This is a genomic window from Rhodococcus sp. 06-156-4 (genome assembly GCF_002259345.1).
In the GTDB taxonomy this organism is placed as follows: domain Bacteria; phylum Actinomycetota; class Actinomycetes; order Mycobacteriales; family Mycobacteriaceae; genus Rhodococcoides; species Rhodococcoides fascians_E.
Genome location: NZ_NPGB01000011.1, coordinates 143,456 through 155,491 on the forward strand (window position 1 = coordinate 143,456; position 12,036 = coordinate 155,491).

14 protein-coding genes are annotated in these 12,036 nt (G+C 65.9%); 9 read left to right on the plus strand and 5 right to left on the minus strand.

Translation table 11 applies throughout. The features are described from left to right. The first annotated feature begins 92 nt into the window (after positions 1-92). Entirely contained in the window at positions 93-2,399 is a 2,307-nt protein-coding gene (secA2, locus tag CH290_RS06515) for an accessory Sec system translocase SecA2 (RefSeq protein WP_033188579.1), read from the plus strand. On the opposite strand, the gene CH290_RS06520 is transcribed toward secA2, so the two are convergent. Next, positions 2,396-2,986 (minus strand): TetR/AcrR family transcriptional regulator C-terminal domain-containing protein, encoded by a 591-nt coding sequence (locus CH290_RS06520; RefSeq protein WP_019665885.1) that lies wholly within the window; start codon positions 2,984-2,986, stop codon positions 2,396-2,398. The two genes, secA2 and CH290_RS06520, sit on opposite strands and share 4 nt — an antisense overlap. A gap of 128 nt (positions 2,987-3,114) precedes the next feature. Between CH290_RS06520 and bioB the strand changes: the two genes are divergently transcribed. Genes bioB through CH290_RS06535 form a run of 3 tightly spaced genes read left to right on the plus strand, consistent with a single transcriptional unit; the run spans position 3,115 to position 5,001 of the window. Next, positions 3,115-4,161 (plus strand): biotin synthase BioB, encoded by a 1,047-nt coding sequence (bioB, locus tag CH290_RS06525; RefSeq protein WP_020111997.1) that lies wholly within the window; start codon positions 3,115-3,117, stop codon positions 4,159-4,161. A 10-nt stretch (positions 4,162-4,171) separates the two neighbouring features. Next, positions 4,172-4,387 carry a biotin synthase auxiliary protein BsaP gene (bsaP, locus tag CH290_RS30645; protein ID WP_230620893.1) on the plus strand — a complete coding sequence of 72 codons (216 nt, stop codon included), beginning with the start codon at positions 4,172-4,174 and terminating at the stop codon, positions 4,385-4,387. Then, positions 4,327-5,001: a DUF2567 domain-containing protein gene (locus CH290_RS06535; RefSeq protein WP_033188580.1), complete on the plus strand. Its 675-nt coding sequence runs from the start codon at positions 4,327-4,329 to the stop codon at positions 4,999-5,001. The genes bsaP and CH290_RS06535 overlap by 61 nt, the downstream gene beginning before the upstream one ends. 2 nt (positions 5,002-5,003) lie before the next feature. On the opposite strand, the gene CH290_RS06540 is transcribed toward CH290_RS06535, so the two are convergent. Further along, on the minus strand, positions 5,004-5,699 hold the full coding sequence (locus tag CH290_RS06540; protein WP_020111999.1) for an NUDIX hydrolase: 696 nt from the start codon (positions 5,697-5,699) through the stop codon (positions 5,004-5,006). 183 nt (positions 5,700-5,882) lie between these two features. Between CH290_RS06540 and nadA the strand changes: the two genes are divergently transcribed. The 4 genes from nadA (at position 5,883) to CH290_RS06560 (ending at position 9,932) form a co-directional block, all read left to right on the plus strand. After that, positions 5,883-6,926, plus strand: a complete 1,044-nt coding sequence (gene nadA, locus CH290_RS06545; protein ID WP_027498857.1) for a quinolinate synthase NadA — start codon at positions 5,883-5,885, stop codon at positions 6,924-6,926. Between the two features lie 119 nt (positions 6,927-7,045). After that, positions 7,046-8,626, plus strand: a complete 1,581-nt coding sequence (locus CH290_RS06550; RefSeq protein WP_249277804.1) for an L-aspartate oxidase — start codon at positions 7,046-7,048, stop codon at positions 8,624-8,626. Positions 8,627-8,628: 2 nt separating this feature from the next. Beyond that, positions 8,629-9,495 (plus strand): carboxylating nicotinate-nucleotide diphosphorylase, encoded by an 867-nt coding sequence (nadC, locus tag CH290_RS06555; RefSeq protein ID WP_020112002.1) that lies wholly within the window; start codon positions 8,629-8,631, stop codon positions 9,493-9,495. 29 nt (positions 9,496-9,524) lie between these two features. Continuing rightward, positions 9,525-9,932 (plus strand): RNA-binding S4 domain-containing protein, encoded by a 408-nt coding sequence (locus CH290_RS06560; RefSeq protein WP_020112003.1) that lies wholly within the window; start codon positions 9,525-9,527, stop codon positions 9,930-9,932. A gap of 5 nt (positions 9,933-9,937) precedes the next feature. Here CH290_RS06560 and CH290_RS06565 read toward each other — a convergent pair whose 3' ends face one another. Beyond that, on the minus strand, positions 9,938-10,936 hold the full coding sequence (locus CH290_RS06565) for a LysR family transcriptional regulator (protein ID WP_020112004.1): 999 nt from the start codon (positions 10,934-10,936) through the stop codon (positions 9,938-9,940). 78 nt (positions 10,937-11,014) lie between these two features. On the opposite strand from CH290_RS06565, the gene CH290_RS06570 reads away from it, so the two are divergent. Beyond that, positions 11,015-11,425 carry a DUF5997 family protein gene (locus tag CH290_RS06570; RefSeq protein WP_019665876.1) on the plus strand — a complete coding sequence of 137 codons (411 nt, stop codon included), beginning with the start codon at positions 11,015-11,017 and terminating at the stop codon, positions 11,423-11,425. A gap of 53 nt (positions 11,426-11,478) precedes the next feature. On the opposite strand, the gene CH290_RS06575 is transcribed toward CH290_RS06570, so the two are convergent. Beyond that, positions 11,479-11,862 (minus strand): YchJ family protein, encoded by a 384-nt coding sequence (locus CH290_RS06575; RefSeq protein ID WP_033188582.1) that lies wholly within the window; start codon positions 11,860-11,862, stop codon positions 11,479-11,481. After that, positions 11,859-12,020 carry a hypothetical protein gene (locus tag CH290_RS30165; protein WP_020112006.1) on the minus strand — a complete coding sequence of 54 codons (162 nt, stop codon included), beginning with the start codon at positions 12,018-12,020 and terminating at the stop codon, positions 11,859-11,861. The genes CH290_RS06575 and CH290_RS30165 overlap by 4 nt, the downstream gene beginning before the upstream one ends. Between the last annotated feature and the right edge of the window lie 16 nt (positions 12,021-12,036).

Consider the following 12,036-nt stretch of genomic DNA (forward strand, 5'->3'; position numbering starts at 1 on the left):
TTCCGGTGCCCGTATCCACGTCGGGTGTTCAGTAGGCTGGCCGCGGCAAGGGCTCACGCCCACCGGCATCCGGCAGTAGGGACGAAACGAAGATGGCATCGGGTACTGATCGGTTCTGGAAGGTTCTGGGGCGCTCCGCGCAGAAGGGCCAGGCCCGGTCACGGTCCAGCGTCGACAACGCAGCCGGACACGCCGAGTGGGCGAAGGGCCTGTCGGACGAAGATCTGAAGGCCGCGGCTGCCGACGCAACTGTGTCGGACGCAGCCAAGCTCGACGTTCCGCGCTACCTCGCACTGGTCCGTGGGGCATCGTCGCGCGCGCTGGAGCTGCAACCGTTCGACGTTCAACTCCTGGCTGCGGTGCGCATGCTCGCAGGCGATGTGGTGGAGATGTCGACGGGCGAAGGCAAGACCTTGTCCGGGGCCCTCGCTGCGATCGGCTACGTGATGGCCGGGCGCCGCGTCCACGTCGTGACCATCAACGATTTTCTGGCTCGACGCGACGCCGAGTGGATGGGGCCGCTGTACGAATTACTGGGCTTCACCGTCGGTTGGATCTCCGAGGGCTCGTCCGCGGCCGAGCGACGAGCTGCATACGCGTGCGACGTCACGTACGCGTCGGTCAACGAGATCGGCTTCGACGTTCTTCGCGATCATCTCGTGGACGACGCCGCCGATCTGGTCACGCCCGCACCCGACGTCGCGCTGATCGACGAGGCGGATTCGGTGTTGGTCGACGAGGCGCTGGTTCCACTCGTGCTCGCCGGTTCGGTGAAGGGCGACGTTCCGTCGGATCGTGTTTTCGACGCCGTGAAGCTTCTGCAGAGTCGAACCGACTTCGACACCGATGCCGACGGTCGCAACGTCTTCCTCACCGATGCCGGTGCGGAGAAACTGGAGAAGGAACTCGGCGACATCGACCTGTACGCGGAGAACCACGTCGGATCCACCCTCGTCGCGGTCAACGTTGCTCTTCATGCCCAGGTTCTCGTCAAGCGCGACGTGCACTACATCGTGCGCGACGGACGGGTGCAGCTGATCAACGCATCTCGCGGACGTGTCGCGGAGTTGCAGCGGTGGCCCGACGGTCTGCAGGCGGCCGTGGAGATCAAGGAAGGCCTGACACCGACCGAGACCGGCGAGATTCTGGACACCATCACCGTCCAGGCCCTGATCGGTCGATACGCCACGGTGTGCGGAATGACCGGCACCGCGCTTGCTGCGGGCGAGCAGCTCAAGAAGTTCTATTCGCTCGGCGTGTCCGTCGTTCCGCCGAATGAACCCAACATTCGTGTCGACGAAGCCGATCGTGTGTACGACACGTCCGAGAACCGCAATGCCGCCGTCGTCGCGTTCGTCGAACAAGCCCACGAGACAGGCCAACCGATTCTGATCGGTACGCACGACGTCGCCGAGTCCGAGGTCTTCTCCGATCTGCTGGACAGGGCGGGTGTACCCCACGTCGTGCTCAACGCCAAGAACGACGCCGAGGAGGCGGCCGTCGTCGCGCGGGCCGGTGAGCGGTCGGCAGTGACGGTGTCCACTCAGATCGCCGGGCGCGGAACCGATATCAAGCTCGGTGGTCCCTCCGGCGGGGGGAAGGAAAAGGACGAGGTCGCCGAACTCGGTGGTCTGCTGGTGGTCGGCACCGGCCGACACACGACCGAACGGCTCGACAACCAGTTGCGGGGCCGAGCCGGGCGGCAAGGCGATCCCGGCCGCTCGGTGTTCTTCTCCAGTTGGGAGGACGAGGTCGTGACGGCGAACCTCGGTCCGAAGGATCAGCCGAAGAAGACCGACGACACCGGACTCGTCACGGCGAACGGTGTGGCGGCGAAGATCGACCATGCGCAACGCATCGCCGAGGGGGCCATGGTCGAAGTGCACTCTCGGACATGGCGTTACAACCAGTTGACGGCGCAGCACCGCGACATTCTGGATCGTCGGCGAGCGTCGTTGCTGACCACCGGCGAGGCGCTCGAACTTCTCGAATCCGCAGCGCCGGATCGAGCGGCCGAACTACGCGAGACGGTGTCGGAGGACGTGTTGACGGTTGCAGCACGCCGCATCGTGCTCTTCCATCTCGATCGGTCGTGGTCCGAGTACCTTGCTCATCTCGCCGACGTGCGCGAAAGTATCCATTTGCGCGCGCTCGGGCGCGAGAATCCGCTCGACGAGTATCACCGGATCGCAGTGGATGCGTTCAGGGAGGTGTCCGACAAGGCGATCGAGCATGCTCGTGCGACGTTCGAGTCGGCCGAGATCACCGAGAACGGCATCGATCTCGGCAAGAGTGGACTTGCCCGACCGTCCTCGACGTGGACCTACATGGTTCACGACAACCCGTTCGCCGGCAACACTGCGAACAGCGCGGGACTCGGCCCGATCTTCGGCGGTTAGGACAGTCGCGCTCGGTCTCCCAGGCGTGCTCGGACGCCGTCGACGAACAGGGTCAGTCCGAAATCGAAACGGCTTGTCGGGTCCGGGCTTTCGAACAGAGGCGATGCGGATTCGGTGAGCGCTCCGGCCGAGTCCATCTGCATGCGTGCCTGTTCGTCGACGGTCTGGCCGAGCACGTAGTAGAGCACTGTGTCCGCGGCCAGTTCGGATTCAGCCCGACGCAATCCGGCCCGTATGCACACCGCTGCAATACGTTCCCGGATGCGGTTGGTGACCAACCGTGACGCGTACGTCGCGGCGACCAACTCCGCACCGTCGCGGTGCGAGAGCAGCGCATTGCGTAGGCGATGGGCCAGTTCTCGCAGTTGGTCGTCCCAGTCGCCGGCGTCCGTCGCGGCGTCGACGTCGGCGAGCAGGGTGTCGGCGATGGCGCCGAGCAGAGTCTGCTTGTCCTTGAAGTGCCAGTACAGCGCGCCCGGCTGCACGTGAAGTGATGTCGCGAGGCGGCGCATCGTGAGATCGCCCAGGCCGTATTCGTCGAGGATCGCAATGGCACCGTCGAGGACGTCGGCTCTGCGCAGTTGCACTCTTCACTCCTTGTCGGTCCGCTCGACTTTGACAGTAATCGACGCCGAGTATAGCTTGAACGCCGTTCAACTTGAACAGTGTTCAAGGCTAAATTCGAGCCGCAGTCGGCGAACCTCAGGAGTTGCTCATGACGCACGGATCGGTAGGCACGGGGTCGAGCCTGCAGGAGCCGTCCGGTAGGACGGACGTTCTGGAGACCGCACGGGTGCAGGTGCTGGCGGACGGTATCGGGTTGGGGCAAGCTCAGGTGCTCGAGGTCCTGCGGCTGCCGGAATCGCGGTTGGAGGACCTTCTCGCTCTTGCGCACGACGTCCGCATGAAGTGGTGCGGGCCGGAGGTCGAGGTCGAGGGGATCATCAGCCTGAAGACGGGTGGTTGCCCCGAGGACTGTCACTTCTGTTCGCAGAGCGGGTTGTTCGAGTCTCCGGTTCGCGCGGCACGGCTGGACATCCCGAGCCTGGTCGAGGCGGCGAAGCAGACCGCGAAGACGGGCGCGACCGAGTTCTGCATCGTCGCAGCGGTCCGCGGGCCGGACGACAGGCTGCTTGCCCAGGTTGCCGCGGGGATCGAGGCCATCAGGAACGAGGTCGACATCGACATCGCGTGTTCGCTCGGCATGCTCACTCAGGAGCAGGTCGATCGATTGGCAGGCATGGGTGTTCACCGCTACAACCACAATCTCGAGACGTCGCGGTCGTATTTCCCCAACGTGGTGACGACGCACACGTGGGAGGAGCGCTGGGAGACACTGCGAATGGTGCGCGACGCGGGGATGGAGGTCTGCTGCGGCGGGATTCTCGGGATGGGGGAGTCGCTGGAACAGCGGGCGGAGTTCACTGCGGATCTCGCGGCGTTGGAGCCCGACGAGGTGCCGTTGAATTTCCTCAATCCGCGTCCGGGCACCCCGTTCGGGCATCTCGATGTGCTTCCTGCGTCCGAGGCGCTGCGTGCCGTTGCCGCGTTCCGTCTGGCGCTGCCGAGGACGATTCTGCGGTTCGCCGGCGGTCGCGAGATCACTCTGGGCGACCTGGGGGCACAGCAGGGAATTCTCGGCGGTATCAATGCGGTCATCGTGGGCAATTACCTGACCACTCTCGGTCGACCGGCCGAACAGGACCTCGACCTGCTCGGTTCGCTGCAGATGCCGATCAAGGCACTGAACTCGACCATCTAAGGTGGACGGGGTGATCAGTGCCGCGCTATTCGACGCTTACACCGGTCGGCCTGTGGTGCCAGGTGTCGCACAGGTGCTCTCGCCTGCGGTTGCCCTGGGCCTCGAGCCTCCTCGATTCTGTGTGGAGTGCGGCCGCCGAATGGTGGTCCAGGTGGTGCCCGACGGATGGACCGCGGAATGCTCCCGGCATGGAGTCACCGATTCGACGTTGCTGGGCAGGCGTTGATCGTGACGGGGCAGTTCGACGTGCCGACGACCGCGAGGTGGCGGGTGCTCGGTGTTCCGATCGCGGTGTCGGTCCTCGTCGGTGTTCTCGCCGGGATCGTCTGGGCGTTGCTCGCTCCGGCCGAGAGGTTCGTCGTGGTTGCCCCCGGGCGTGGAGCCGCTCTGACCGGTGAGAGCCTGCATCGATTCGATGCGCTGGCGATGGCGGCCTGTGCGGCGATTGTTGCGGGAATTGTTCTGCCCGTTGCGGTCTGGGCGTGGACGGCAGTTCGGGGTCCGCTGCAATTCGCGGGTATCCTCATCGGTTCGATACTCGGATCCGGGGCGATGCTGGGCGTCGGTATCGCTGCCGCACGGTGGGTTCATCCCAGGCCCGACGATCCGGCGACGGGCTCCGTCGTTGCAGTCGCACCGGGATTCGAATCGCCGTTGCTGCTGGTGGTGCAGCCCCTCGTGGCGTCGCTGGTGGTGCTCCTGTTGGTTGCGATGAACCCGCACGACAATCTGCGGTTCACTCCGCTGGATCACGACGGCGACCCCGACGGCGGCGAGGGCGGCGGCGACCCCGCCGGCGCGCCGGAGGGCGAGTTCTTTCTCGAGCGCGACCGAGCCTGAGGTCAGGTCGGAGGCCGCAGGGCCGCGAATTCGTCCGTGACTCTGATCGACGATTCCGCAAAGCGGAAGAGTGCGGGAGGTCGACCTCCGGTCCGGCCCGACGGCGAGGTTCGACCGGTCGGTTCGATCACTTTGCGCCGGCCGAGCACGCGTTGGAGGTTGGTCGCGTCCACGCTGTATCCGAGTGCTGCGGTGTAGATTTCCCGCAGCGTGGACATCGCGAATTCGACGGGTGCCAGCGCGAAGCCGATGTTCGTGTAGGACAACTTGGCGACAAGACGGTTGCGCGCGTGTCGCACTACGGTTCCGTGGTCGAACGACGTCTCCGGTAGGCGGGCCACGGGGTGCCACGCTGTGTCGGGTGGCAGTCGGGGGTCGGACACTATCGGGACAAGTCCGAGGAAGTTGGATGCGATTCGTCTGTCGCCCGGTACGCGCTCGGGGTCGCTGAACACCGACAACTGTTCGAGGTGCGCCACCGTGCGCACGTCGACCTTCTCGGCGAGTTGTCGCCGCGCCGAGGTGGGGAGGTCTTCGTCGTCGCTCAGTACACCGCCTGGAAGCGACCACGAACCCTTCTGGGGATCGAGCGCACGTTGCCACAGCAGCACGGCCAGTTCCGGCGCCTGGCCTGCGGCGAAGCTGCGAACCTGGAATACCGCGATGAGAACTTCGTGGACGGTGCTACGATGTTGCATGTTTTCGATTGTAAGTCGAAAACCTGAAGGAAGTAAATCCGGACGAAGTACGCCGGACCGACACGTTCGCTGGAAACGCCGGCGGCACTACCTCGGCCGGACGATCGATGAAGGAGTACCGCCATGGCGAGCAGGACGAACGGGCTCGGGGCCAGTGGTTCGGCAGTGATCAATTCTGCCGTGATGGATTCCGCCGCGACTGCGGCTCTGTGGGCGGGCGCGGCCGGCATAGTCGACGGCCCCGGCGGCTACAGCGGGGTGGAACCGACCGAGGAGTGGGCGGCCGAGGTGAAGCGTCTGGCGCGCCGTCGCGGTGCGACGATCCTTGCGCACAACTACCAGCTTCCCGCCATCCAGGATGTCGCGGACCACGTCGGTGACTCCCTGGCGCTGTCGCGGATGGCCGCCGAGGTTCCCGAAGAGGAGATCATCTTCTGCGGTGTCCACTTCATGGCCGAGACCGCGAAGATTCTCAGCCCGTCGAAGACGGTCCTCATTCCCGATCAGCGTGCCGGATGCTCGCTGGCCGACTCGATCACCGCGGACCAACTCCGCGAGTGGAAAGCCGATTACCCGCACGCCGTCGTCGTGTCCTACGTCAACACCACGGCCGAGATCAAGGCCCTCACCGACATCTGCTGCACGTCATCGAACGCTGTCGAGGTGGTCGAGTCCATCGATCCGAGTCGCGAGATTCTGTTCCTTCCCGATCAGTTCCTCGGAGCCCACGTCAAGCGGGTCACCAAGCGCGAGAACCTGCACATCTGGGCAGGCGAGTGCCACGTGCACGCGGGCATCAACGGTGACGAACTGGCGGAGAAGTCGAGGGCTCACCCCGACGCCGAGTTGTACGTTCACCCCGAGTGCGGTTGTGCCACGTCGGCTCTGTACCTCGCGGGTGAGGGCTTCGTCACGGAGGACAAGGTCAAGATCCTGTCCACGGGAGGGATGCTGGATGCCGCCCGTGCGACGGGAGCCAAGCAGGTTCTGGTGGCCACCGAGATCGGCATGCTGCATCAGCTGCGCCGTGCCGCACCGGAAGTCGACTTCCAGGCGGTCAACGACCGGGCATCGTGCGGTTACATGAAGATGATCACTCCTGCCGCGTTGCTGCGCTGCCTCGTCGAAGGAAAGGACGAGGTGCACGTCGACCTCGACACGGCGCACGTGGCGAGCAAGTCCGTCCAGCGGATGATCGAGATCGGCACGCCGGGCGGCGGCGAGTGACGACACCCTCGGGGGCTGCACGGGAGGCCTCGGCCGACATCGGGTCCCGGGAGGCCTCGGCCGACATCGGGTCCCGGGAGGCCTCGGCCGACATCGGGTCCCGGGAGGCCTCGGCCGACATCGGGTCCTGGGAGGTGTCGGCGGACCTCGTCGTCGTGGGAGGCGGCGTCGCGGGTCTGAGTGCGGCACTGTCGGCGAGCAGACGCGGGCTTCGCGTGCTCACGATCGCCAAGGACGGACCGCCCGGGACCGCGACTCAGTACGCGCAGGGCGGCATCGCTGTTCCCGGATCGGGCGGGCAGGCCGCGATCGACTCGCACGTGCGAGACACGTGCGGGGCCGGCGGCGGACTGTGTGACGTCGAGGCCGTCAGGTCGATCGTCGCGAGCGGTCGTGATGCCCTCGCGACGCTGCAGGAGTGGGGTGCCGTGTTCGACCTCGGTGCCGACGGTCTGCCTGCGCGTACGCGCGAGGGTGGGCACTCGGTTCGGCGGATCGTGCACGCCGGGGGGGATGCGACGGGAGCCGAGGTCCAGCGAGCGTTGACGGTGTCGAGTCGCCAGGCCGACGGGCACGTCGTGATGGCCGGACGAGTGGTCGAGGTTCTGACGGTGTCGCGGCACGTCGTCGGGGCGCTCGTGCTGTCCGGTCGAGGTTACGGAGTCGTCCATGCGCCTGCGGTTCTGCTCGCGACGGGCGGTCTGGGGCAGCTGTTCTCGTGCAGCACCAATCCGGCAGGGGCGACGGCCGACGGAATAGCGCTCGGTCTCGATGCAGGCGCGGACACGGCGGATCTCGAGTTCGTTCAGTTCCATCCGACGGTGCTGTTCGCCGCGGGCAGTACCGGGCGCAGGCCGCTCGTCAGCGAAGCCGTGCGAGGCGAGGGTGCTGTTCTGGTGGATCAGGACGGTGTGCGCTTCATGGCCGGAAGTCACCCGATGGCCGATCTCGCGCCGCGTGACGTCGTGTCGCGTGCGATCGCCGAGCGGCTGCGCGCAACCGGTACCGACCATGTTCTGTTGGACGCCAGGATGATTCGGGACTTCCGTACTCGTTTTCCGACGGTCACCGCCTCGTGCCTCGCTGCGGGAATCGACCCGGCCCACGACCTCGTTCCGGTCGCACCGGCAGCTCATTACTCGTGCGGAGGGCTTGTCACCGATGTGTGGGGGCGCACGTCGGTGACCGGTTTGTACGCGGCCGGGGAGGTGGCGCGGACGGGGCTGCACGGAGCCAATCGGCTCGCGTCGAACAGCCTGCTCGAAGGTCTCGTCGTCGGTGAGCGCGTCGGGCAAGCAGCGGTCGAACGACTCGGATCGCCGACCCCCGAGGTCGACGTGTCCGTGCCCACCGCCGCCGCGGTTCCGCGAGAACGATTGCAGAAGACGATGACTGAGTGCGCCGGTGTGGTGCGTGACGAGGGTGGTCTTCGCGTCGCCGCGGAGGTTCTCCGAGAATCCACCACCCGCGACGTGGTCGACGGGACGGCGCTCGAGGATTCGGCGCTGACAGCGGCGGCGTCGGCTCTCGTTCTCGCGGCGAGCCAGCGCGCCGAGAGTCGGGGATGCCACACCCGGGCTGACCATCCCGAAGTCCGGGACGATCTGCTGGGCAGTTTCAGAATTTCCAGGAACGAGGAGGGTGTGCTCGAATCGACGTTCGAGGCCTGCCTTTCGCACGTGACGACAGGGGTGAGCTGACAGTGAACGCGCTGATCGAACAGGGACTCGATCCCGACGAGATCCGGTCGATCGTCCGCACCGCGTTGGCGGAGGACCTGAGGTACGGGCCCGATGTGACCACGACTGCAACGGTTCCTGCGGAGGCGCGCGCAACGGCGACAGTGGTGTCTCGGCAAGCGGGCACCGTCGCGGGAATCGACGTGGGTCTTCTCGTTCTCGACGAGGTGTTGGGCGTGGACGGGTACACGGTCGAGGATCGAGTCGTCGACGGCACCGAAGTTGTTCCCGGACAGTCGGTTCTGACCGTCACAGCGCCGACGAGAGGTTTGCTGACCGCCGAGCGCACGATGTTGAACCTGGTGTGCCACCTGTCCGGAATCGCGACCGCGACTGCGGCCTGGGTCGACCAGGTCGCCGACACCGACGCGAAGATCAGAGACAGCCGAAAGACGTTGCCCGGCTTACGGACGCTGCAGAAGTACGCGGTGCGCGCAGGCGGTGGAGTGAATCACCGAATGGGGTTGGGTGACGCGGCGTTGATCAAGGACAACCACGTCGCAGCAGCGGGATCGGTCGTCGCGGCGTTGCAGGCCGTCCGCGACGCGGCACCCGACATCGAATGCGAGGTGGAGGTGGACAGCCTGGAGCAACTGGACCAGGTACTGGCCGAGAACGTCGAGTTGGTCCTGCTGGACAACTTCGCTCTGTGGCAGACGCAGATGGCCGTCCAGCGCCGAGCCGCACTTTCTCCGCAGACCAAGTTGGAGTCCTCCGGTGGTCTGACGATCGACGTCGCCCGCGACTACGCGAAGACCGGAGTGGATTTCCTCGCGGTCGGGGGGTTGACGCACTCGGTGACGGTGCTGGATCTCGGGCTCGACATGTAGACGGTGGCCGTCTTGTAGATTCGAATCCGATGTCAGAGATACAGAGCGTCCGCCTCGACAGCTGGATCTGGGCGGTCCGGCTGTTCAAGACCCGCTCGGCAGCGGCCGCCGCGTGCCGTGCGGGTCATGTTCGGGTGAACGGCACCCCGGCGAAACCCGGTCTGCGTATCGGCGTCGACGACGAAGTCAGACTGCGCGTGGAGGGACTGGAGAAGATCGTGGTGGTGACCCGCCTGATCGCCAAACGCGTCGGAGCGCCGGTAGCCGCGGAATGCATGATCGACCGCAGTCCGCCCCCGCCGGCGAAGGAAATTCTGGCCTCACAGCCTCGACGTGACCGGGGCGCCGGAAGGCCGACCAAGCGGGACCGTCGCGACCTCGACAAGCTGCGCGACCTCGATCGCATGCGGGACCTCGAGCGCCACCACGGAGCCTGACCGAGTCAGCGCTTGGGACGCTTACGCGGCCCCGCCTTGCGTGGTGCTTTCCCGCTCTGCGTCTTCCCTTTCGGCGCTGCGGGCTTCTTGACCTGATTCGGCTTTCGGGTCTGGTCCGCTGTCTTGCCTCGAGAGCTGCGCGCCGATCTGCCGCGGACGATACCGAAGAATTCCTCGACGTTCTCGGTGTTCTTGTCGCTCGGCCAGGCGAGCGCGACCGTGGATCCGGCCACCCCGTCCACCGGCCGATACACGAGATCCTTCCGAGCGTGCAGCCGCGCGATGGACTGAGGGACGATGGCGAGCCCCAGACCGGCAGCGACGTATTCGACAAGTTCCGAATTGGACCCGATGTCCGGGATCGGGAGGGCCGTACCGTCGGCGATCTCGGTGGCGACTGCCGCCCACTCCGGTATCTCCTCGGGTGACTGCAGGAGGTGCTCGTCGGCGAGATCGGTCACCGCGACCCGGTCGAACGCGGCTACCGCGTGATCCTTCGGCACGACGACCACAGGGACTTCTTCGTACAGCGCAACGACACTCAGCCCGTTCCGATCGACCGGCAGCCGAACGAAGCCGGCGTCCACGGCACCGCTTCTGAGCAAGTCGAGCTGGGTGTCGACTGTGGTGGGGACCAGCTCGAGGGTGATGTCCTCGAATCGCTCGGCCCAGATCCGGCTCCACTTCGTCGGGGTCACGCCCTCGGTGAACCCGACAGTGAGGGTGGCGACTTCGGCGGCCTTGCGCGCGGCCTCGGCGCGGAGTCTTGTGTCGTCCTCGGCGACGCGAGCCCGGGCGGTCACGAGAAACTCCCGGCCTTCGGCGGACAACTGGGTCGGGCTCACGCCGGGACGAAACAGTGGGTACCCGAGTTCTGCTTCCATGTCGATGACAGCCGCGCTGAGTTTCGTCCTGGCGATGTTCAGCTTCTTCGCCGCGCGTGCGAAGTGCAGTTCCTCGGCCACGGCGATGTACCAGCGGAGCACCTGCACGTCGAAATTCACGTGGTCAACACTATGCGAGAACCGGCGAGAGCCCGGACGGTGGCATCGAGCACTGCGTGGGGAAGATAGGCTGTGCGGGTGAGCCCGGAGAAGAATCAGCAGAACATGAAGCCCCTGACCGCGGCGAACAAGCTCGGCATCTACCTTCCTGCGGCCCCGCAGGAGTTTCAGTCGACTCCCGTGAGCCGCTCCGAACTCGACGCACTGAGGCAGAATCCGCCGCAGTGGTTGGCGGACCTGCAGCAGCACGGCCCGTTCCCGAAGGACGTCATCGCGCGCAAGCTCGGGATTTCCATCGCGGGACTCGGCAGGTCGGGCGTGACCGAAGCGCTGACGTCGGAACAGATCGAGACGTTGCTCGCCGACAAGCCGGACTGGCTCGTGAAGGAACAGCGGCTGCAGAAGGAAGTGCGAGCCGAAGCCGAACGCGTCAAGGCGAAGGAAGAAGCGCGCCGTGCGGCCTCCAATCGGCCGCAGAAGCTCCGCTGACCAGAGGCACAGAAGCTCCGCTGACCAGAGGTATGGAAGCTCCGCTGACCTGATTACGGGCTGAGGACGCCGTCGAGATAGAGCCAGTGTCCGTGTTCGCGAACAAATCGGCTGCGCTCGTGTAGAACTCCGTTTCCGTCGGGGTGCCGGTAGAAGGCACTGAACGCGACGACGCCGTCGGAGTCGAGCAGCCCACCGGAGCTGGTGTCGTCGATGTCCAGCCGGTACCAGCGCTGCTCGTCGTCCAGGGTGAGCTCGTCGGGCCTGGTCGTCGGGTGCCACGTTCGGAGCAGGTACTCGGGGTCGCGGACTGCGAATGCGGTGTACCGCGACCGCATCAGTCGTTCTGCGGTGGGTGCGTGCGTGGTTCCTGCGAGAAACGGTCCGCAGCAGGCGTCGAACAGGTCGCCGCTGAGGCAGGTGCAGGTGGGGCTCACTCGCCGACCACGGCGACGTCGTAGGTGCCGAGTTCGTGTTCGTCGCGGTGACCTTCGTCTCGAATCCAGGTGTTGGCTTCGAGAAGGGTGTCGAAGGTCCCGAGCGCCGTGACGGTGTCGCCGTCGGGCGATTTCATGAGCACTTGATACTTCCTCATGGTGTTGACTCCTGCC

Coding starts and splice junctions, on each gene's coding strand:
- secA2 (WP_033188579.1), top strand. CDS start 93: ATGGCATCGGGTACTGATCGGTTCTGGAAGGTTCTGGGGCGCTCCGCG.
- bioB (WP_020111997.1), top strand. CDS start 3,115: ATGACGCACGGATCGGTAGGCACGGGGTCGAGCCTGCAGGAGCCGTCC.
- CH290_RS06535 (WP_033188580.1), top strand. CDS start 4,327: ATGGACCGCGGAATGCTCCCGGCATGGAGTCACCGATTCGACGTTGCT.
- CH290_RS06540 (WP_020111999.1), bottom strand. CDS start 5,699: ATGCAACATCGTAGCACCGTCCACGAAGTTCTCATCGCGGTATTCCAG.
- nadA (WP_027498857.1), top strand. CDS start 5,883: ATGGATTCCGCCGCGACTGCGGCTCTGTGGGCGGGCGCGGCCGGCATA.
- CH290_RS06560 (WP_020112003.1), top strand. CDS start 9,525: ATGTCAGAGATACAGAGCGTCCGCCTCGACAGCTGGATCTGGGCGGTC.
- CH290_RS30165 (WP_020112006.1), bottom strand. CDS start 12,020: ATGAGGAAGTATCAAGTGCTCATGAAATCGCCCGACGGCGACACCGTC.